Below are 21,307 nucleotides of genomic sequence, written 5' to 3' on the forward strand. Positions count from 1 at the left end.
GGCGAGTGCTTGATCGCGCTAACGAGCCAGCTCTGTGAGGCATCATCCAGTCGCGGGATATTCCCGTGGATACGAAGGCGCGCGAGCGCCTCAGGTCCGCCTCTTTCTATCAGGTCCTTGTATTTGCTCACAGTCGGAAGACTCAGCCGGGCCTTCCTCGACACCTCGCTAATACCTTCGCCCTTCAACAGAAGCTCAGTGGCGATCACCCTACGCCGCGCGAGCGGAATATCATCGATCTGTTTGCTCATCGTGCAGTGCGGAAAATGAACTGGTCGTTATGTCACCATGGCGGTCTCCGTATTTATACACGATCTTTAACAGATTTCATGGTGGGACGACGAGGCTGCCTCCCCTCAAATGCCAGCTGGCAGCTGGAGACGAACTCTGACTTCGGACCAGGCTGCGGCGCAGCCGCCGCACCGCCGGCCATTTGGGTGGCCGTCAATCGAAAGGCTCAGGTCGTTCGATTGCGCCGGCCCGATGTCCCCGGATGGCCTGTCACCATCTACCACCGATCGGCGGCACACGACCCACAACAGCCGATCCCTTTCGCCCGCTTCACCGGCTGACAAGTCACGGTCGCAACAGAAGCCCGAAGAAACAGAAAAAGGTCGTTACACACGTTGTGGGCCCTAGAATCCCATTTGATACTTCCCGTATTGTCTACTTGCTGAAAAATCAACTTGCGTTGCCGCTCGGATGTGCCCTGGAAAAGATCACGGAGAAGCCCATGAATGACAACCCGCAAGGCTCCGCGGATCGTGCTGGAAAATTGCTTCGGGGCGGCCTGAGGCCGGTGGCGGCAGTTGGCCGTTGGCTGGACCGGGTTGACCCCGGTACGCACCGTCGAATCAAGGGGTTGCGACTCGTGACGGCATACGGCATCGCGGCTGCACTGGGGACGTTGCAGGATATTGCCCACAGCGTGCCCAGCAGCGTCTCGCTGGGTTACCTTGCTGGAAACTTCGCACTCTGGGCGAGCGTATCGGAGGGGAAAACAACGCGCGCCGAGTCGAGCCGCGATCTCATGCTGCTGAGTTTTGCCGCAGCGTTAGGCGCAGGCCTGTTCGTGGTTTTTTCCCGGCCGTTGCAGGTTGCGGGTCGCGCGGGACCGGAACTGGTTCTTGTGACCGGCGCGTTTCTGGTCGGCTATCTCAAACGATTCGGCGTCCTGGGCGCCGGAGTCGGATCGCAAATCTATATTGGAGAATTGCTCGCATACGGCGCCCGTCTGACGAGCGACGATCTGTGGGCGATTGGGATTGCCACGCTTATCGCCGCCCTGGCGTCGGTCGTACCACGCGTGCTAAGCGGCCCCGCAGAGCGCCCCGTCGAGACAGCGGCGCTCGCTGCCGGACCAACACCTGTTGCTGGGAGGTGCTCACCGGAGTTCTTCATGGGACTGCAGGCGGCAATCGGCGCGTTGATCATCGTAGTCCTGAACGGCTGGATTGGCCTTGACGAGTCTGCCTGGGCGATCACCGCGTGCACCTACGTCGTCGCAGGTTCGGCGACCGGCACGATACAGCGCGTGCGACGCCGGATTCTCGGTACGGTGATTGGCGTTCCGATAGGTCTTGCCTGTCTGCCTGTCGCAGAGCATGCGCCGCTGCTGATCTGGGCTGCAGCCGCGCTCGCGATGGTCATATATGCGATGGCCTTGCCAGAGCGTTACGATATCGCCTGCGCGGCGTTCGCTTTTGCGTTGATCGTGACGCTTGCGGCAAGTGGCGTGCACTCAGTCCCCGTGCTTGCAGCCCGCGCCTGGGAGACGCTTCTCGGCGGGTCACTCGGCCTGGTTGCCGCCATGATCATTTTTCCGCTCCAATCTTCGGGCTCCGGAAAATAGGCTGCAACGACCACCAATTGCCGAGCACCGACCGTCAACGCTCGTAGCACGATGTCAAACGATACCTTCCACACTGGATACCGCCTAACAGCTCGATAGCAAATACCGGGCTTTGATCGATTCTCGACAGCCCCGGCGAGGGTCTGCAATGGGCTGAACTGCCGTCATCCAACGCGATCCCGCGAGTGTCGGTTCGTGGCCGAACGGGGAAGTCCGGCAGTTGCCAAATTAGCGGCGAGTCCAGCCTCGGCGCGATACGACTAGACGCTTCTTGCACATCGCAGCATTTGAAGCAGTCGCTTTTGTGCCGCACACACAGAACTTTAATCTCGGTAACAAATCAAGGGATATGTCGGTACGTGCAAAATCCGATACGAGTGCATGAACATGGTGAATCGTTGTCAGACTATCGGGCAGTATTGGGCCCCGCGCTCCATCGATCCACCGTTGCATGCATTTACGGGAGCAGCGAAAGTCGGCCAATTACGCGATGTGGGCTGCAGCCTTCGTAATGGTCGGATGGCTCACACCATACTCTTTCGCGAGTCCGCGTTTGGTTGCGCCCGCGGCGAGCTTCACCTTGATTTCGGCGCGTTGCATGGCCGTCAGCGACAAAGGCCGACCGGAAATCTTGCCTTCTGCCTTGGCCCGTGCCAGACCGGCATGCGTGCGTTCGACCAGCTGATCGCGTTCGAACTGAGCGAACGCCGCAAACATGCGCATTACGAGATCGCCGGCCGCACTCGTCACTTCCATGACCGGCAGGTCCAACACAATGACTGCGACCTTCATGTCTCGCAACATCGCAACCGTCGCATCTATGTCGCGCGCGTTCCGTCCAAGCCGATCCAGCTTTGTGACCACAAGCTTGTCGCCTTCGTCGAGTTTGCCGACCAGCTTGGCAAACATCGGCCGATCCATAGCCGCGACCGTACCGCTGATCGTCTCCGCATACACGTGACGATCTGCGACAGCGTAACCCGCCTTCTCGGCCAACAAAACCTGATTCGCAGTCGTCTGCTCATTGGTGCTGACGCGGGCGTAAAGAAAGGTCTTGGACATCGCGCGCTCGGTGGAAAGATAACGTGGAAATAATATCACGCGGAAACAAATCCAGAAACAAGGACTTTATTTCCACATTTTCGACGTGTTCTTACCCGGCAAGAAAACGGTCGATTAGTTACCGCAGCGAGCACAAGAAACCACCCGACCCACTGAAGCTGATCGAGGACAACCTTAAACACCTGACAAGAAGAGATTGAACCATGGGAAAAACTGTCTAATCAGGGCGGCCCGCGCCCCATGCGGCAAGGCTCGAAGCCACCGCGCGACGTCTGACGGACTAAGCCGCTTGCAGTTAGATATCTGCGTGCGCCTTGACCAGCAAGTTCTTACCGTTTTCTGAAAGCGTCCAGCGGATTTTCCGGTCATCTCTCGTCAAATTCACAGCCCCAAATCCGGCAAGCTTCATCTTCAGTTCTTGAAAGGAAGATTCCAGCACTTCAACGCTGTCGTACCCCTGACGGTCTTTAATCAACCGGTCAAGATACGCATGCACAGTGGCTTCGAACGGCTGGGTAAGAAGACTGGGGCCAATTATCGTTAAGATTTCGCGATATGTTGTCACCCACTGGTTGCGAGCGCCAATTGTGCCTTGGCTATAAATATCTACCTTCAACTGCAGATGAATCTCGGCATCTAAGCTCTTTTCGGAAAATTCGTCGGTGAGTCGCGGCAGTATGGTCAGTTCCGCTTTCGGCTTCTTCAACTCCTCCGTCAGCCGCGCGTTCTCAGCGCGAAGCGATGCCAGTTGGTCCATCAGAGGCGCCAAGCTTTCAACATTCGACGCCCGCATCCAGCCTTCTAACTTGTTCGCAGCGGCCAAACTCTTAATGGCCTTGGGCACTTGGATGTGTATGTCCTTGGTGTCGTTGATCTCCCGGCACATCTTGCTCTGAACCATTTCACGGAAGTTATTGAGCGCTTTCGAGTCCCCCTGCTCAAACACCGCGCGGCCACTAGCCCGCACCTTGTCATCAATGGCCTTGTCCGTTAGGTAAAGCGCGAAGAGCGGTTTCCCAGCGGAAACAGCGTACTCATACTCAAGATGGATGTAGCTCTTATCCGATTCCGGCTCGATACTTCCGTAACGGCCACCCAAAACGAGCATAAAGATGTCGCTTTCGTCAATCCAGCCCTCGATGACCTCCATCTGTTTCTTGTCAGAGGCCGCAAATAACTCCATCCCTGCTGGGATGTGTCCCGCGTCAAGAACCGCTTCCACCGCTGCCTGACGTTCCGCTTTCATGTCCGTAAAGGTGGACGATATAAATACCTGATATTTCTTATCCATTTTTCGCACCGGCCCCGAGTCACGATTAAGTGATCCGGAGTCTAGCACCGGGAAACATCATCCCGGAGCACGCGAAGAACACGGCGCTCTGGCCGTTAGCCGACATATTGCGAGCGCAGTCCTTTCGGCGTCCCATCGCACGCGCGGCAAGCCGCAGAGCCTTGAACCTCCAGCACCCGGCATCGTCTCTGTTAGGCAGTTGCGCACCGCCGCAAGCTCGTACAATATGCGCCGCTCTTCTCCCGTCCCGCTCGCGTCCTTTCGATCACTTCGCCCGCGCCGGTACACCGAGCGACCGCCTATATCAGGCAGTTGTGCCATCGTGGCAAGCCGTACAATGTCAACTCCTCTTAAAAAGACGGGGAAAACATGGCGGCATCTGCGGCAATAGCGACAAGCGCAGTTCACTGCGACACTTGCCGCATCGGCTAACGTCATCATAGCGACACAGCGGCGAACGCAGCCTCCTCCACGATTGGCGATGAAATCAGCAGCGGCCTATGGTCTTCGCAGGCGGGGTGCTTGGTGCCGTTGTCGCTGTATCGCTAGCGGTCTGGCAGCAGAAGGCACAGAGTTCTCGCGAACGCCTCAAGATGGCAGCAGATTCTGCCGGATCACACATGGCCAATGTCGCCTTCGACAAATACGTCCAATTCTGCGAAGAGTATGCCGAAGGATTTCACAAGGCTTTAGATACCCTCACCGAGTACGGCCCGACAGACAAACTTCTTGCAGACGCACACGCTTTGTATCAACTCAGACGGAAGTGGGCAGTTTGGATCACGACCGACACGGACGAAAAGCTGGATCACTTCGAACAGACACTTCGAGAAATCGGAGCAAGCGCTGGGTATGTGCAGGCAGCGCTTAGTGATCCGAATGTACATGACCGCCACGAACACATAAGTCGAATGTACATGCGCCTTGCCCAATTTTTGGGAGACAAGGAATCGGCTGGCGAGGAAGTTAGCGATAAGCTTACGCAATACGCGCTCGACGCGCTATTGCGGAGGATTCTCGGCACCGAACAGTTGGACGAGTTGCGCGCGGCAGTGATCTCTCGTGCCATTGAAGAGCTTGGCGGCAGCGCGCAATCGAACGCCCGCAAACATCATGGCGAGAAGGATCGGCGAGGAACGGCTAGTTCATAGCAATTGCCTAGCTTGGGCAGTCCGCGTCCCGCGCGGTAAGGCGCGAGCCCATCGCAAGACGGGACAGGGACTAACCTACTGCGCGCCACCTATCGGCGTGGTGTTCAGAAGTTCCAGCACTCGACTGTCGATACGTGCCTTCAAATCAGCGTCAGCTTGCGGGGCTCTCGTGAACCGTGCCACGGCATGACTGAAATCTCGAATCAACATGGCAGCGCTGATTAGCACGAGGTCTCCGCCATCGGTTTGATGAGGGCCGTTATCGAGATAGCCGAACTTCGTTGGCGGGTTATCGCGCCGGTGAAGTTCTGCGACCGTCGCGAACTGATGCAAAACCGCGCAGCGGGCGGCATAAACGTCCAGCCCCACGTACTGGTATGGCTGAGTTGCGTCAACTTTCAGATAGGCATCAACCCAATTGCAAAAGTCCGTTCGCGTCTGAGTGTTTTGACCTATCGGAAGCGCCAGCCATGCCATCGTGTCGATTCCGATGTAAACCATGGCAATTGCAGCAACAGTGGCACCAGCGTCGAGCGCTTTGTGTGCTTGTTCCAGCAAATTCAGGATCGGCCTGTAACCGTTGTTAGCTGCCGTTGCCATTTTCGCCTCCCGCTGCCGTGTCTACTTGCAAACCGTGGTCAAGACGCCCTTCGCGTGATCGAAAACGGTCGTGCAGTTGGTTGATGGCTCGTTCGCACCCGCGCTCGCATAGTGGATAAAGGCCCACACGAGCACTGCCAAGACAAGCGCTGCTATCACGCACTTTCTGATCGTTGCAGGCTGCTTCCAGTAAGATGCTTTCGCGTGTGCTTTGAGCCCTTTGATAAGTGGCTCGCCTCTTTTCTCCGCCCTTTCTATTGCATCGATTGACCCTTGAACCATCGCCGCCTGCCAATCGAAACCCATGGTCGTGTTGTGTTTAGTGAACAGATGGAATGTTCCACGGAAAGCCCGAATTTGCTCATAGACGTATGCAACCTCTTTCGCGTGATCAGGGTCTAGCAGTCCGATCTTATCCGTGTTTGCTTCGAATACCGGACTGCTGGGCACGGGCCATTCAGGGAGAACGACCCATATACCTGCGTCCAATCTCTCTTTGAGCTTCGGAAGATTTTTGGTGATGTCCGGTATGTGCTCACCGTGCGATTCGAGTTCGCCAGCGAGCGCACCGGCCAACGCTTGGCCATCCCGAAAGCGTTTGTAATCTTCGGCCAGAAAGTTGTTCAAGTACCCGCCAACCAACACACCGGCGAATGCGATGAGCGCAGCGTTTAGGTCAGCCATGAATTGTCCTTATTCGAATGGGCCACGGCTGAGCGTAATCGAACGGGGTCTCGAATACGTTGCCGGAAAGCCAGCGCGAAACGGCTAGTTCATGGCGACTGCCCTGACCGGGCAGTTGCAGCAGCACCGCGCTTGAGCGGAAGGATTAACGGGACGCGTAAGGGCGCGCGGCTGCGCCAAAATGGGCTGAGAGCCTTTCCACCGCGCCACCCTGCCGTACCCCTTCTACTATCACTCAACGCCTTAGAGCGCCTCAACTACTTAGCCAAAAAAAGCGGCAATTGCTGGCACATTCCTGCGCCCAACAGGCCGTGGATGCATAAGTTTGAACGCCACACGTTCGAACGACTTGAGGAAGTCAACTAGCGTCCGCGAGACGCGCGAAGTCAATAGCAACGCGCAGGACTGCATTACGAGTAATTTCGATAACTTGCGCGTGCGTCGGGTCAAACAGCGCCACATTTACCCCGTCACCGACCGAACTCCGGTACATCACGCCGTCAAACCCGCATGACTTTGCGAACTCGCATAGGTACTGACTCGGAATATAATCGAATGCGGCCGATCTTGGTATTACGGGCCTTGTCAACTCCTCGCCAAGTTTCTCTAAAAATCTAACATCACCCCTAAGCAAAGCTATCTCATCCTCGTCATCCAAAATGAATGGAGAAATAGTCTTTTTTGGATGACGTAAATCCGCGATTTTCAGTGACCTTAAAATCGAAAACTCTGCCACACTAGCCGTCTCGCCTGTATGCGGCCGAATTTCAGAAATTGCAGTAAGCGCTGTGGACGCCAAATAGAGATACGGAATTCCCGCAGGATTTGCTCGTCCATGAGATGCAAGTTGTTTCGGAGGCGCGCCCATTTCATCGGGCCGGAAGACCAGTTCACTACTCTGAATTCGGGCGCGAAACCATCGCTGCGGCAAATCGATTTCCTTCAAAAGCAAAAATCCAAATAATCGCCTAAGTCGGTCATGATTAATTTCTGTTTTCGGGAAATATCGATTGGAGTGCATTAATTCAGCACGCAAAGCTTCCCATTTTTCCAGCGCATCAGAAATACTTCGCTCAGACGGGAGAAAGCTCTTTCTTACAATATCACCGTCGTCTAGGATATCCGCCAACAATTCTTTCGCATGCGCGACATCCATTCGAGCATGCGAAAATAAAGCCCAATCATCCTTTAACCATTCCACGAGAAATCGACCATCTTCCTGCTGCAAGTAAATACTTGCAAGCAATTCAAAATACTCGCGTAGAAGTGCAGGCGCAACAAGGTCTTGCTCTTCGGATTCGCAATACGAACACACTCCTTTGGCGCTTGATAATCGAGGAATGACCTCATCTCTTAGATGCCCGTCACCAAAACAATTTGCGCAGCAAAACATACCTAACCCTGCCTGTCAAAATAGCTGGCAAGGACTTCGATATGATGCTGCATTGACAGTTTTTTGACGTAACCCAGCCCAGGGAAGTGTCCACTTCTATTGAACTCCAAAAACTCTTCAACTGCCTGCGTACGGGGAATTTTCGAGTTTTCCGCTATTACAGCGCCAGCTAGCTTTTTTACTGCTTCCGCGAATTTTCCAGCGGGATCGGTGGGCGTATCGAATCTATCTGATTTAAAGTGGCAAATATGCATTTCATCATCCTTCTCCGAGTCTATAAAGGTTAAATGAATTGCAACCGCATAGGCCGGGCCGCCAACCTCAGAATACTCCTCCCCAACAATGAGAAAATCCCCAAACCCATTCATCCCTTCATCTGCATAGGTCGCGTGCAAATCAGAGAAAAATTCCACAGGGGGATGCAGCCGATTCGCCCGACGCTGAAAGCCATCTCGAAGCAATACTCGCGGATGATTATAAAAATGTTTCCGATAAAGTTTCCCCGAATTTTCTTCAAAGAAAATATGAGTATATTCCCTAGGCCTTTCGTCAAGATTTGCGCGCAACACTCGCCCTTCCGCAAAACCAGCATGAATTATCGCTATAGGGCGACCGGCATTTTTATCGCATAACTGATTAATCTCCGCAATACTTGTATTTTCAGTTATGAATATTCCTGCCGCAATGTTTTTGCAATCCTTGTAATTTCCATCCAGAAAAATGACAATCGCGTCCGAATTCCCAGCGAGATCACCATTCCCTGGGTTTACTATCAATACCAATTCGCCACCAGCGTTGTTCACTTCGTCAATCGTTCGAATCAGTCCGCTAAACGTCTCCTTTACCGGCTCGATAATTGGGATAAATTTAGACTTAGCCAGCAGTTCAGCGTTCTCCCGAACGGCAACGAGGTCGAACTGTTTTCCACGAAAGTACGGATAGTACATGGCGCTCATGCCCAGCTAAGGGCCTCCCCGATTGGCGTTTCGACTGCATACAGTAATCTTTGATGGTCTTTTGGATGTAATTTAGCCGATAGTGCGGCTGTCCGCAATGAACTTGGGAGAGCAGAGATGAATTGAGTGGACGAAGACAAACTCCGGCACTCTTTCAAAACCGCTACCATGCAGGCATGGGTGTCTACCACTGGCAGAGAGCTAAAAATCGCGCGAAGCTCGCCATGAATGCGGGTATTCGGAACTGAAGGCACCGAAATGTTCAACATTTTCAAAATGAGAACAGCTTCACGACGCGTTATGGAATCAAAAATTACCGTCGCGTCTAGACGATTAATATCTGAACACGCTTCACGAATGGTCGAAATTCTGAAGCGTTCGGTTAAGACAAGTATTCCAACGTCCTCCGGAACCATGCATAGAATATCAGGCACATGCTTCTCTGCGGCAATGATATTTACATTTGCAAAAACGCTGCGATACGCTTCGATTTGCGCCGACAATCGATCCAAACGGTCACGTTCCGACTTAATCTCATAGACGCTTGAGGTTCCGTTTAGTATCGCAATGTCCGCTTTACAACTCCCCACCCTAAATTCAGTCAATAGAGACGCCGTGTGCAGGCTATGCACACCCAGCAATAATTTGTGCGTTATTGCTGCTTTATAAGCATATTCATGCCGATAGATTTTCTTGGTCAGGAAACTGAACGCCAATTCAAATAATTCTCTAATCGGAGCGTTTCCCACAATACGACCGGCAAGGGTAGACTCTTCCGCCAACCGGCAGAACAACGGGGACTTCCCCTTCCCGGCCAGCTCTTGAATCACTCTCGAAGAAAAAAGCTTCGCTGTCGCAGCCAACTGCGATGCGTCAAGAGATATAGAAACATCACCCATAAACAGATAACCTATTTAAACACGCGATGTCAAAGTTCGACGCTCGAAATCTCCTCTCACGCGAGCTTGCATTTAACGTGACACTGTACCGGACGCTGGTCGTCGCGTCGACAATCCCGCCATGGTCGAGCCACACGGCCTCTGGGCGCGCCCCACAGGTTAGTCGACTGTTGCACAGGGCCGCGGGACAACATTCCACACATCGCCCGTGCGCGCGTAAGCGCGGTGGGTTAGCACGAGACCAAGGCTGATTTGCCTCCACTTTACGCTGCCTGCCCTCTGAGATTCACGACATTAGCGGCTGCCGAGATTGCCGCTTGCCGATCTATCTCGTCCGCGAGGTATTGCAACGCACGCCGCCGGTCAGCCTCCAATTCGTGATGGTGGTAGCTCGCCGCCGTCTGACTTTTCTCCGTATGCGCAAGCAGCAGTTCCACTACATCCCGGCTAAAACCGTGTTCACGTAGCAGTGTGGCTGCGGTTCCGCGCGTTCCATGCGGTGAAAACTCCGGTACGCCAAAGTCCAACCGCTTGAAAAGATGGTTCAACGTTGCGTCGGCCATGGGCACATTGTTGCGAAATGCGGATGCGAACACGTACTCCCCTCGGCCCGTCAGCGCGCGCTGCACCTCCAGAATTTCCAGCGCCTGCCGCGACAAATACACTCGATGCGGGCGGCGCGACTTCATCCGCTCAGCCGGAATGTCCCATTGAGCCTTTTCCGCATCGATCTCGGTCCACTTCGCACGAAGCACTTCGACCTTTCGGCACATGCTGTACATCAACAGCTTCGTTGCCGCCGTTGTCGACGGGTGTGCGCCCTGCTTACCTACGGCACGCCAAAACGCGCCCAACTCCGACTCGCTAAGATGCCGATGATGCTCGGCTTGGGGAACCTCGATAACGCCCCGCAACGGCAACGCAGGATTCGTCTCTACCAATAACTTTTGGATCGCGTAGTTATAGACCTGCTGGATGATGACACGCACCCCCTCGGCGGTGTTTGGCGTCGCACGCAGCTTCTCAATGATCGACAACACGTCGGCTGGTTTCACATCCTCAAGAGCCTTGCGCCCGACGAATGGCCAGACGAACCGATCCAAGCGCGAGCGGATTTGCTTCTGATATCCGTCCGACTTACCCGATAGCCGCTCATCGATCCATTTGAGGGAAAAGGCCTTGAACTGGCCTTCGTCCTCCCTCAATAACTCCCTCGTTTTGCGCTCCGCTTCATCCGCTCGCTTCTTTGCCGCCGGATCATTGCCCTGCTCCACCATTGCGCGAAATTCACTGTGCCGGTCGCGTGCATCCTTAACTGCAATTTCGGGATACCGACCAATGGTCACCTCCCGACGCTTCCCCTCCAACGAGTACTGATAGCACCAAGTCTTCGAGCCTCCGGGCATCACCTGCACAAAGAGGCCGCCGCCGTCGGTTAGCTTGTATGGCTTTTCTTTCGGCCTAGCGTTGTTCAAGCGCGTTGGCGTCAATGTGTAGTTGAAGTGCCTTTTTCTGCCCATTCACCATCCCTCAATAGTGAGGGTAACGAGGGGAGATTGATCATCATTCCCCTCAGGATTGCCCTCAATAAACCCCGGATTCCCTCAGATTTTACCGGACGTCAAAAAACAAAAACCCCGGCCACAAGTAGTGTACACCGGGGTTCGCCGGATTTCTCCGGATGACGCTGGACGTAGTTACATGTTTTCGATCAACACCTGCCCAAAGCCCGAACAAGACACTTGTGTCGCGCCTTCCATCAAGCGCGCGAAGTCATACGTGACCCGCTTTTGCAGAATCGACTTTTCCATCGACCTGATGATCAGGTCAGCCGCTTCAGTCCAGCCCATGTGACGCAGCATCATCTCAGCCGAGAGAATCTCCGAGCCCGGGTTCACGTAATCTTTGCCAGCGTACTTCGGCGCCGTACCATGCGTAGCTTCGAACATGGCAACCGAGTCCGACATGTTCGCGCCCGGCGCGATACCGATACCGCCGACTTGCGCGGCCAGCGCGTCCGAAACATAGTCGCCGTTCAGATTCAGCGTGGCGATCACGTCGTATTCCGCCGGGCGCAACAGGATCTGCTGGAGGAACGCATCGGCAATCACGTCTTTCAGCACGATGTCGCCACCCGTCTTCGGGTTCTTGATCTTCATCCACGGGCCGCCGTCGATCAACTCCGCGGCGAATTCCTTCTGTGCGAGCGCATAACCGTAGTCACGGAATGCGCCTTCCGTGAACTTCATGATGTTGCCTTTGTGCACGAGCGTGACCGAGCGGCGATCGTTGTCGATCGCATACTGGATCGCCTTGCGCACCAGGCGCTCCGTGCCTTCGCGCGACACCGGCTTGATACCGATCCCCGAGGTTTCCGGGAAGCGGATCTTCTTCACACCCATTTCTTCCCGCAGGAACTTGATGACCTTCTTCGCCTGTTCCGACTCGGCCGGCCATTCGATGCCGGCATAAATGTCTTCCGAGTTCTCGCGGAAGATCACCATGTTGGTCTTCTCCGGCTCCCGAACGGGCGAAGGCACGCCCTTGAAGTACTGCACCGGGCGCAGGCAAACATACAGATCGAGTTCCTGACGCAGCGCGACATTCAGCGAACGGATACCGCCCCCGACCGGCGTGGTAAGCGGACCCTTGATCGAGACGACGTATTCCTTCAGCACCTGCAGCGTTTCTTCCGGCAGCCACACGTCCGGGCCGTACACCTTGGTCGACTTCTCGCCGGCGTAAATTTCCATCCAGTGGATTTTCCGCTTGCCCCCGTAGGCTTTTTCTACCGCAGCATCCACTACCTTCAACATCACCGGCGTAATGTCGAGGCCGGTTCCGTCGCCTTCGATATACGGAATGATGGGCTGGTCGGAAATGTTGAGCGAGAAATCCGCGTTGACAGTGATCTTGTCACCGCCGGTCGGAACCTTGATGTGCTGATACGGCATGATCGGACTCCAGTGAAGGCTGTGCTGAAAGCTGATGGGAGACTGCGGAAACGGGTGGCTCCTCGCTACGCGCAATGCCGGAAGCCCGCGAGCGACCTGGTGGCCTATTCTAGCCCACACCGACGCGGGCACGAGGCAGTAGCGGCTCGGGGTTTTCCAACATTGTCGAAAATCAGAACCAGGAAATCGTTCACTCTTATGTCTTATATAAGACAAAGAATTTAAGGTAGCGCGTTATGCATTATTATTCCGCCCTCTATTTACTATCCTATCGAAGCAGAAGCGGCGCCACTCCCGGCCTGCGTGAGCACATCCCGCTGCAATCGGCGGCGCTCGACCTTCATCGGTTTCCCTATGCGACTTCTCGCCCTGAACAAACCGTTCGGCACCATCTGTCAATTTTCGCCGCACGAGACGCGGGCGTCGCTGGCCGACTGGGTGAAAGTGCCCGGCGTCTATCCTGCGGGCCGGCTCGATTCCGACAGCGAAGGCCTGCTGCTCCTCACTGACGATGGCGCGCTGCAAGCGCGCATCGCCGAACCGCGTCACAAACTCGTCAAACGTTATTGGGCGCAGGTGGAAGGCGCGGCCGACGATGCCACGTTGAAGAAACTCGCGCGCGGCATCGATCTCGGCGATTACGTGACGCAGCCCTGCCGCGCTGAATACGTCGAGCCGACCGACTCGCTGTGGGCGCGCACACCGCCGATCCGCTATCGCGCCGCGATTCCGACCACGTGGATCGAGTTGTCGATCACCGAAGGCAAGAACCGTCAGGTGCGGCGCATGACTGCCGCAGTCGGTTTTCCGACGCTGCGTCTCGTGCGCGCCGGAGTCGGCGCCCTTGACATTTTTTCGCTCGGATTGCAGCCGGGAGAAAGTGTCGAATTACCGCTGAAGGCGCCGTGGGAAGGTATCGCCTGATCGCATTCACATGCGCGCCGTGTCTGCGCCGAATTCGCATCGGCCGTGTATTTCGATCTTCACAGAAAACGCTAACTCGTTGTATCCGCAAACAAAAGAGCACGTGAAACCAATATGGAAAACGCGTGAAACAAATCCATTTGTGAGCGCTGCACAGCCATTCATTTGCATCAGCACTTCGGCCTAAAAATTTTCCCCAAAAAATACGTCAACCGGCGCGCGAGCTCACGCGTTATTCGACGCAGATGCCGCCCGAAGCTATCCGGCATTCAGCCTTAAGGGCCTTTGCGCAAGCCGCGCTCGCGGTAAGTACAGGGAGTCTGAGCGCTAAGCAGACGTGTCGAAAATTTGTTCGATACGGCTGTCAACCGAAAGGTGGATGGCACGTTTACCGACATGACTCTACATATAACCGGGTCATTTGGTTAATTAACTCAAGCTGAGGATTTACAAAATGAACAAACTGATCGCCGCTCTGGTCGCAGGCCTCTTCGCAACGGCAGCATTCGCACAAGCTTCGGCACCGGCAGCAGCTTCGGCAGCTCCGGCAGCAGCAGCTTCGTCGGCAAAGAAGACCACGAAGCACGCTCACAAGAAGTCGCACAAGAAGGCAGCAGCAGCAGCTGCAGCTTCGGGCGCTTCGGAGTAAGTTTGTTGTAAAAACGCAGTCAAGAACTAGCTTCATTGCCGCTCTTACGGCGTTGAAAGGCAGATCACCGCAAGGCGATCTGCCTTTTTGTTTTTGACGCGCTCGCGTAACATTCGCGGATTAATTTCCAGCAAGGAGTCATGCCGTGCGATTTCCCATGCGCTCGTTGATTGCGCGTTTCGCTGTTGCCATTGCACTGCCGCTCGCCGCGATGTCGTTCGTCGCGACGACCGCCGCCCCCGCTCATGCACAAGACATGCCGGCCGGCGCGAAGCAGCCCGGCGACTTTCCGCGCGCGAAGCTGACCGCGGGCATGTTCGTGATCGACGCGGCCGTCGCCGCCAATGACGCCGACCGCGAACAAGGCTTGATGTATCGCACGACCCTCGCGCCGAATGAAGGCATGTTGTTCGTCTTCAACGAAAACGCGGTGCATTGCTTCTGGATGAAGAACACGTTGATCCCGCTGTCGATCGCGTTCATGCGCGCCGACGGCACGGTCACCGACATCGACGAAATGCAGGCCGAGACCACCAACAATCACTGCCCGAGGAACAACGGCGTGTATGCGTTGGAAATGAGCAAGGGCTGGTTCTCGTCGAAAGGCATCAAACCGGGGATGAAGATCCAGGGCTTGCCGGCCGCGCAATAACAGCGCGTCGACTCCCGCGACACCGCTCGATTCTTCAACTGCTTTTCAAAAAAAACCGGTGCCTTTCACGAGGCACCGGTTTTTTGCTTTCAGCGCAGCGCCAGCGACTCGCGACCCTGCGCGGCGCCGCGCGGCCACGACCCTTACAGCCCTTTGAGCCCATACCAGCAGGGCTTCACGGGCGGCTGGCAAGATTCCTGCAAAAGACAGGCCGACGCGCTATCCTAGTAATCTTAGTAAAGCAGCACCCAGGCTCCCCGGGCAGCACAGACTGCCGCCCGGCAAGCGTTTCAGGCGCGCCATTCCAAGGAGGTTCACGTGCCCCGCAAGACTCCCATCGAGCGCTACCGGAATATCGGCATTAGCGCTCACATCGACGCCGGCAAAACCACCACCACCGAGCGCATCCTGTTCTACACAGGCGTGACCCACAAGATCGGCGAGGTTCACGACGGTGCTGCGACGATGGACTGGATGGAACAGGAGCAGGAACGCGGCATCACCATCACGTCGGCGGCCACCACCGCCTTCTGGAAAGGCATGGCCGGCAACTATCCCGAACACCGGATCAACATCATCGACACCCCGGGCCACGTCGACTTCACGATTGAAGTGGAACGTTCGATGCGCGTGCTCGACGGCGCGTGCATGGTGTACGACTCGGTGGGCGGCGTGCAGCCGCAGTCCGAAACCGTGTGGCGTCAGGCGAACAAGTACAAGGTGCCGCGCATTGCGTTCGTCAACAAGATGGACCGGGTGGGCGCGGACTTCTTTCGCGTGCAGCGGCAGATCGGCGACCGCCTGAAGGGCGTCGCCGTGCCGATCCAGATTCCGGTCGGTGCGGAAGATCATTTCCAGGGCGTGGTCGACCTCGTCAAGATGAAGGCGATCTACTGGGACGAAGAGAACCAGGGCATCAAGTTCGAGTACCGTGACATCCCGGCGGAACTCGCGGATACCGCGAAGGAATGGCACGACAAGATGGTCGAAGCCGCCGCGGAAGCCAGCGAGGAACTGCTCGACAAATACCTGGGCGGCGAAACGCTGACCGAAGAGGAAATCAAGCACGGCATTCGGGTGCGCACCATCGCCAACGAGATCGTGCCGATGCTGTGCGGCAGCGCGTTCAAGAACAAGGGCGTGCAGGCCATGCTCGACGCCGTGATCGACTATCTGCCGTCGCCGCTCGACATCCCCGCGATCAGTGGTCACGACGAATACGACAACGAAATCGAGCGTCATCCGAAAGACGATGATCCGTTCTCCGCGCTCGCCTTCAAGATCATGACCGACCCGTTCGTCGGCCAGTTGATCTTCTTCCGCGTGTATTCGGGCGTGGTGAATTCGGGCGACACCGTCTACAACGCGACCAAGGAAAAGAAGGAACGTCTTGGCCGGATTCTGCAGATGCATGCGAACGAGCGCAAGGAAATCAAGGAAGTTTACTGTGGCGACATTGCCGCGGCAGTCGGCCTGAAAGAAGCGACCACGGGCGACACGCTGTGCGATCCGCAGCATGTGATCATCCTTGAAAAGATGATCTTCCCTGAGCCGGTGATTTCGCAGGCGGTCGAGCCGAAGACCAAGGTCGACCAGGAGAAGATGGGCATCGCGCTCAATCGTCTCGCACAGGAAGACCCGTCATTCCGCGTGCAGACGGATGAAGAATCCGGCCAGACCATCATCTCCGGGATGGGCGAGTTGCACCTGGAAATTCTGGTCGACCGGATGAGGCGCGAGTTCGGCGTCGAGGCCACCGTCGGCAAGCCGCAGGTGGCTTACCGCGAAACGGTGCGCAACAAGATCGAGGACGTCGAAGGCAAGTTCGTCAAGCAGTCGGGCGGCCGCGGCCAGTACGGCCATGCGGTGATCACGCTCGAACCGTCGGCGCAAGGCAAGGGCTACGAGTTCGTCGACGCGATCAAGGGCGGCGTGATTCCGCGCGAATACATTCCGGCAGTCGACAAGGGCATTCAGGAAACGCTGAAGGCCGGCGTGCTGGCGGGCTATCCGGTGGTCGACGTGAAAGTGACGCTGACCTTCGGTTCGTACCACGACGTCGACTCGAACGAAAACGCGTTCCGCATGGCCGGCTCGATGGCCTTCAAGGACGCGATGCGCAAGGCGAGGCCGGTGCTGCTCGAACCGATGATGGCCGTCGAGGTGGAAACGCCCGAGGACTTCATGGGCAATGTGATGGGCGATCTGTCGAGCCGGCGCGGCATGGTGCAAGGCATGGAAGACATCGCCGGGGGCGGCGGCAAGCTGGTGCGCGCCGAAGTACCGCTCGCGGAGATGTTCGGCTATTCGACCTCGCTGCGTTCGGCCACGCAAGGCCGCGCGACCTACACGATGGAGTTCAAGCACTACGCTGAAACGCCGAACAACGTCGCGGAAGCCGTGATCAACGCGAAGCACAAGTAAGCGACAAGGGTTGCAACACGCCATGTGCCGCGACCCTCGGCGAATCGACGGCTACGAAAGCAACGAAGCCAACGAAGGCAAGCAGCAAAAAGCCCGTCCCCCGTGGATGGGCTTTTTTTTCGTCCGCGACACCGCCCGGGGCCGCCGGCAACACACACGTTTTTGAACGTGCAAAAATGCCAAACGGCGCCGTGCCGATCGGCCGGACTCACGCCCACGAGGAGACACACCATGAGCCAGGATCACGAACACCCGCATTACAAGGACGAGCAGGCATCGGCGCCGATCGACTGGCGCGAGCACGGCGTCAAGGTCATCAAGGGCGACCAGCTCGACAGCAATACCGCGCAAACGCCCGGCATGAATCGCGCGGCGGCGATCAATGCCGCGCGCGTCGGTGCGCAGAAAATCTGGGCCGGCACCGTGACGATTCATCCGAACGCAAAGACCGGCGCGCATCACCACGGCGCGCTCGAAAGCGTGATCTACGTGGTCCGCGGCCACGCACGCATGCGCTGGGGCGAGCATCTGGAATTCACGGCCGAAGCCGGTCCGGGCGACTTCATCTTCGTGCCGCCCTATGTGCCGCATCAGGAAATCAACGCGAGCACCGACGATCCACTCGAATGCGTGCTGGTGCGCAGCGACAACGAAGCGGTGGTGGTGAACCTGAACATCGACGCAGTGGAAGCACCGGAAACCGTTTTCTGGGTCGATCCGATTCACAAACATCCGCACGATCACTAAATCTCTTTCACGCAACTCATGACGCCGACCGCCTCGCTGCGCCCTCGCCTCATCACGCTCTATGCCGTACTGATCGCAGCCAATCTCGGCGCATGGGCGTGGGCGCTGATCGCGTTTCGCCACTATCCATTACTGCTCGGCACCGCGCTGCTCGCGTATGGCTTCGGCCTGCGTCACGCGGTGGACGCGGACCACATCGCCGCGATCGACGCCGTCACGCGCAAGCTGATGCAGACCGGCAAGCGGCCGCTCGGCGTGGGCCTGTCGTTTTCGCTGGGCCATTCGACGATTGTGATCGTGGCGACGATCGGCATCGCGTGGACCGCGCATTCGCTGCACGGCCGCCTCGAGACCTTCAAGGCGGTAAGCGGCACGATCGGCACGCTCGTGTCGGCGGTGTTTCTGCTTGTGCTGGCGTGCGTGAATCTCGTGATTCTGCGCGACGTCTGGCGCCGCTATCGCCATGTCCAACGTGGCGGTGAACTCGCTGCGGAAACGACGGCAAACATCGCGCCCGCCGGTTTGCTGTCGCGCGCACTGCGGCCGATGTTCCGGCTCGTCACGAAAAGCTGGCACATGTACCCGGTCGGCGTGCTGTTCGGCCTCGGCTTCGACACCGCGACCGAGATCGGCCTGCTGGCGATTGCGGCGTCCGAAGCCAGCAAAGGCCTGCCGCTGTATTCGATCCTCGTGTTCCCGGCGCTCTTCACCGCCGGCATGACGCTGGTCGATTCGACCGACAACGTGCTGATGGTCCACGCCTACGGCTGGGCCATGGACGATCCGAAGCGCAAGCTCTACTACAACGCGAGCATCACGTTCGTCTCGGCGGTGGTGGCGATCGTCATTGGCGGCGTCGAAGCGCTGGGATTGCTATCGGACAAGCTCGGTTTGAATGGCGGCATATGGGACGCCGTGGCGAGCCTCAACGAACGCTTCGGCATGCTGGGTTATGGCATCGTCGCCATGTTCATGGCGTGCTGGATCGGCTCCGTACTGTTCCACCGCTGGCGCCGCCCGGCCGTCATCGCGCGGTAAATCCAACTTACCCTGCGCTTGAGATCGGTAAGGATTCCACGGCCGTAGCGGCGATTTCCGCGCTGCGGCATCCCGGGCTTTTACGTCGGCATCCGCGAGAGCCCGTCGAGCGTTGCCGTGACGACACACGCGGCCCCTTTTATCCGCCAAACGTGAACCGGACCGCGCAGCGGGCGCGCCGAACCCCTGGTCAATCGCTTACACTGAAACCGCTTTTTGCCACTGCGGCTGCCCTGCAGCTTTTCGTCATTGCAATCAAGTCGCCCTGTCGCGCGCATCCGGCGCGGCGCTTCAGAACCGGCAACAGAACGGACTGGACACTCCATCGATGAAGACTCCCGCGGACCGATTTCCCGAACTCGACCTGCCCCGCCACACCGCCGACGCCTACGGCAACCACGCCATCGACGAATTCATCGCTGGCCGCATCACGCGTCGCGATCTGCTGCGCTATGCGAGCGTGATCGGTTTGTCGCTGGTCGGCGGCGGCGTTCTACATGCGCCGCGCGCCCGCGCGCAAGGCGCGCCGGGTTCGGCTAACCAGACGATCCGCGTCGCTCATCTGACGCCGGCCGGCGCGGTCGACCCGCTCACCGTGACCGATGCCGCGAGCCTCGCGCTCCTGAATCAGACTGGCGAATTCCTGATCGACGACGACGGCGAAAAGCTCGTGCTGAAACCGGCGCTTGCCTTGTCGTGGAAGCCGAACGACAAGGGCGACGTGTGGACCTTCAAGCTGCGCCCCAACGTCAAGTTCCACGACGGCCAGACCTTCACCGCCAGGGACGTGGTCGCCACCTTCGATCGCCTCGCCGACCCGGCGAGCGGTTCGGCGGCGCTCTCGGTGCTCAAGGGCGTGTTGTCGAAAGGCGGCGCGAAGGTGGTCGATGAGCACACGGTCGCCTTCCATCTCGATGCGCCGAACGGCAACTTCCCGTACTACGTTTCCTCGGACAATTACAACGCCGTGATCCTGCCCGCGAACTATGCGGGCGGTTATGAAAAGAGCTTCATCGGCACCGGTCCGTTCAAGCTCGAAAAGTATCAGGCGAAGGTCGGCGCATCGTTCGTGCGCAATCCCGATTACTGGGGCGACAAAGCGCTACCGCAACGCGTTCAATTCTCCTTCTACGCCGACGAACAGGCGCAGTTGCTCGCCTTGCAAGGTCACCAGGCCGACGTGATGGGCACCTTCACCGTGCAGGGCGGCGCAGGCATTCTGAACAATCCGGACTACAAGGCAGTCGGCGTGAAGTCGAGCGCGCATCGGCAGATTCATATGCGCAACGACAATCCGTTGTTCAAGGACAAGCGCGTGCGCCAGGCGCTGGCGTTGTCGCTCGATCGCGACGTCCTCGTGCGGGGTTTGTTCAAGGGCCGCGCGCAGCTCGGCAACGACAGCCCGTTCGCACCGGTATTTCCGTCATCGGATGCAGGCGTCGCGCAACGCAGGATCGACCTCGCGAAAGCGAAGCAGCTGCTCGCGCAAGCCGGCGTGCCGAACGGATTCGACGTCACACTCACCACCGAGAAGTACATGGAGATTCCCGATCTCGCGGTGGTCGTGCAGAACGCAGCGAAGGCGATCGGTGTGCGCGTGAATCTGAAAGTGGAGAGCCAGTCGCTGTACTACGGCGCGGGCACCCCCGGCAAATCGGATTGGCTCGATTCGCCGCTCGGCATCACCGATTATGGTCATCGCGGCGTGCCGAACGTGTTCCTGAACGCGCCGCTCACCAGCACCGGCACGTGGAACGCCGCGCACTTCAAGAACCCGCAATACGATCAACTGGTCGCGCAGTTCGTCGCGGCGATCGACCTGAGCTCGCAAAAGAAAATCTCCGGACAGATTCAGACGTTGCTGCTCGACGAGACGCCTGTGATCATCCCGTTCTTCTATGATCAGCTGATCGCCATGCGCAAGGGTGTGAACGGCGTGCGGTTCACCGCGCTCGCGCAACTCTATTTCGATCGCGCGGTGTTGAGCGCGTGATTTGAACGCAAACCCGTGAACGCAAACCCGTAACCGCC

The 21,307-nt window shown here is 57.3% G+C and carries 19 protein-coding genes; 9 read left to right on the plus strand and 10 right to left on the minus strand.

What is annotated here, in order from left to right; genetic code table 11:
• A partial coding sequence (locus PQR53_RS20305; RefSeq protein ID WP_408457538.1) for a COG3415 family protein occupies positions 1–251 on the minus strand: 251 nt, incomplete at its 3' end.
• A gap of 482 nt (positions 252–733) precedes the next feature.
• Between PQR53_RS20305 and PQR53_RS20310 the strand changes: the two genes are divergently transcribed.
• Complete coding sequence (locus tag PQR53_RS20310; protein ID WP_408458038.1) at positions 734–1,852, plus strand: FUSC family protein; 1,119 nt, start codon at positions 734–736, stop codon at positions 1,850–1,852.
• Positions 1,853–2,335: 483 nt separating this feature from the next.
• Here the strand turns inward: PQR53_RS20310 and PQR53_RS20315 are convergent, their stop codons facing one another.
• Together PQR53_RS20315 and PQR53_RS20320 are read right to left on the minus strand one after the other, a co-directional pair.
• Positions 2,336–2,914 (minus strand): recombinase family protein, encoded by a 579-nt coding sequence (locus PQR53_RS20315; protein WP_408457540.1) that lies wholly within the window; start codon positions 2,912–2,914, stop codon positions 2,336–2,338.
• Positions 2,915–3,209: 295 nt separating this feature from the next.
• The gene (locus PQR53_RS20320; protein WP_408457542.1) at positions 3,210–4,205 is read right to left on the minus strand and encodes a DUF4062 domain-containing protein; all 996 of its coding nucleotides are present in this window, start codon (positions 4,203–4,205) and stop codon (positions 3,210–3,212) included.
• A 500-nt stretch (positions 4,206–4,705) separates the two neighbouring features.
• Between PQR53_RS20320 and PQR53_RS20325 the strand changes: the two genes are divergently transcribed.
• Complete coding sequence (locus PQR53_RS20325) at positions 4,706–5,356, plus strand: hypothetical protein (RefSeq protein ID WP_408457544.1); 651 nt, start codon at positions 4,706–4,708, stop codon at positions 5,354–5,356.
• A 75-nt stretch (positions 5,357–5,431) separates the two neighbouring features.
• Here PQR53_RS20325 and PQR53_RS20330 read toward each other — a convergent pair whose 3' ends face one another.
• The 7 genes from PQR53_RS20330 to icd all read right to left on the minus strand — a co-directional run bounded on the left by PQR53_RS20330 (position 5,432) and on the right by icd (position 12,842).
• Complete coding sequence (locus PQR53_RS20330) at positions 5,432–5,956, minus strand: hypothetical protein (RefSeq protein ID WP_408457546.1); 525 nt, start codon at positions 5,954–5,956, stop codon at positions 5,432–5,434.
• Between the two features lie 21 nt (positions 5,957–5,977).
• Positions 5,978–6,640: a hypothetical protein gene (locus PQR53_RS20335; RefSeq protein ID WP_408457549.1), complete on the minus strand. Its 663-nt coding sequence runs from the start codon at positions 6,638–6,640 to the stop codon at positions 5,978–5,980.
• Positions 6,641–6,998: 358 nt separating this feature from the next.
• Complete coding sequence (locus PQR53_RS20340; protein WP_408457551.1) at positions 6,999–8,033, minus strand: RES family NAD+ phosphorylase; 1,035 nt, start codon at positions 8,031–8,033, stop codon at positions 6,999–7,001.
• A gap of 2 nt (positions 8,034–8,035) precedes the next feature.
• Positions 8,036–8,989, minus strand: a complete 954-nt coding sequence (locus PQR53_RS20345) for a sce7725 family protein (protein WP_408457553.1) — start codon at positions 8,987–8,989, stop codon at positions 8,036–8,038.
• Positions 8,986–9,888: a sce7726 family protein gene (locus PQR53_RS20350; protein ID WP_408457555.1), complete on the minus strand. Its 903-nt coding sequence runs from the start codon at positions 9,886–9,888 to the stop codon at positions 8,986–8,988. The genes PQR53_RS20345 and PQR53_RS20350 overlap by 4 nt, the downstream gene beginning before the upstream one ends.
• Before the next feature lie 263 nt (positions 9,889–10,151).
• Positions 10,152–11,408: a tyrosine-type recombinase/integrase gene (locus PQR53_RS20355; protein ID WP_408457557.1), complete on the minus strand. Its 1,257-nt coding sequence runs from the start codon at positions 11,406–11,408 to the stop codon at positions 10,152–10,154.
• 177 nt (positions 11,409–11,585) lie between these two features.
• On the minus strand, positions 11,586–12,842 hold the full coding sequence (gene icd, locus PQR53_RS20360) for an NADP-dependent isocitrate dehydrogenase (RefSeq protein WP_408457559.1): 1,257 nt from the start codon (positions 12,840–12,842) through the stop codon (positions 11,586–11,588).
• Between the two features lie 354 nt (positions 12,843–13,196).
• Here icd and PQR53_RS20365 point away from each other — a divergent pair, with 354 nt between their 5' ends.
• From PQR53_RS20365 to PQR53_RS20395, 7 genes are all read left to right on the plus strand, one after another.
• A complete protein-coding gene (locus PQR53_RS20365) occupies positions 13,197–13,766 on the plus strand; it encodes a pseudouridine synthase (protein ID WP_408457562.1) in 570 nt (189 codons plus the stop codon).
• A 454-nt stretch (positions 13,767–14,220) separates the two neighbouring features.
• Positions 14,221–14,415 carry a hypothetical protein gene (locus PQR53_RS20370; RefSeq protein ID WP_011489640.1) on the plus strand — a complete coding sequence of 65 codons (195 nt, stop codon included), beginning with the start codon at positions 14,221–14,223 and terminating at the stop codon, positions 14,413–14,415.
• 145 nt (positions 14,416–14,560) lie between these two features.
• Positions 14,561–15,067, plus strand: a complete 507-nt coding sequence (locus PQR53_RS20375) for a DUF192 domain-containing protein (RefSeq protein ID WP_323044136.1) — start codon at positions 14,561–14,563, stop codon at positions 15,065–15,067.
• Between the two features lie 318 nt (positions 15,068–15,385).
• Complete coding sequence (gene fusA, locus PQR53_RS20380) at positions 15,386–17,491, plus strand: elongation factor G (RefSeq protein ID WP_408457564.1); 2,106 nt, start codon at positions 15,386–15,388, stop codon at positions 17,489–17,491.
• A gap of 231 nt (positions 17,492–17,722) precedes the next feature.
• Positions 17,723–18,238 (plus strand): cupin domain-containing protein, encoded by a 516-nt coding sequence (locus PQR53_RS20385; RefSeq protein WP_408457566.1) that lies wholly within the window; start codon positions 17,723–17,725, stop codon positions 18,236–18,238.
• 18 nt (positions 18,239–18,256) lie between these two features.
• Entirely contained in the window at positions 18,257–19,276 is a 1,020-nt protein-coding gene (locus tag PQR53_RS20390; RefSeq protein WP_408457568.1) for a HoxN/HupN/NixA family nickel/cobalt transporter, read from the plus strand.
• Between the two features lie 328 nt (positions 19,277–19,604).
• Positions 19,605–21,269: an ABC transporter substrate-binding protein gene (locus PQR53_RS20395; protein ID WP_408457571.1), complete on the plus strand. Its 1,665-nt coding sequence runs from the start codon at positions 19,605–19,607 to the stop codon at positions 21,267–21,269.
• Positions 21,270–21,307: the final 38 nt, after the last annotated feature.

Origin of the sequence: Paraburkholderia fungorum (genome assembly GCF_046027605.1) — a bacterium.
Classification (GTDB): domain Bacteria; phylum Pseudomonadota; class Gammaproteobacteria; order Burkholderiales; family Burkholderiaceae; genus Paraburkholderia; species Paraburkholderia fungorum_F.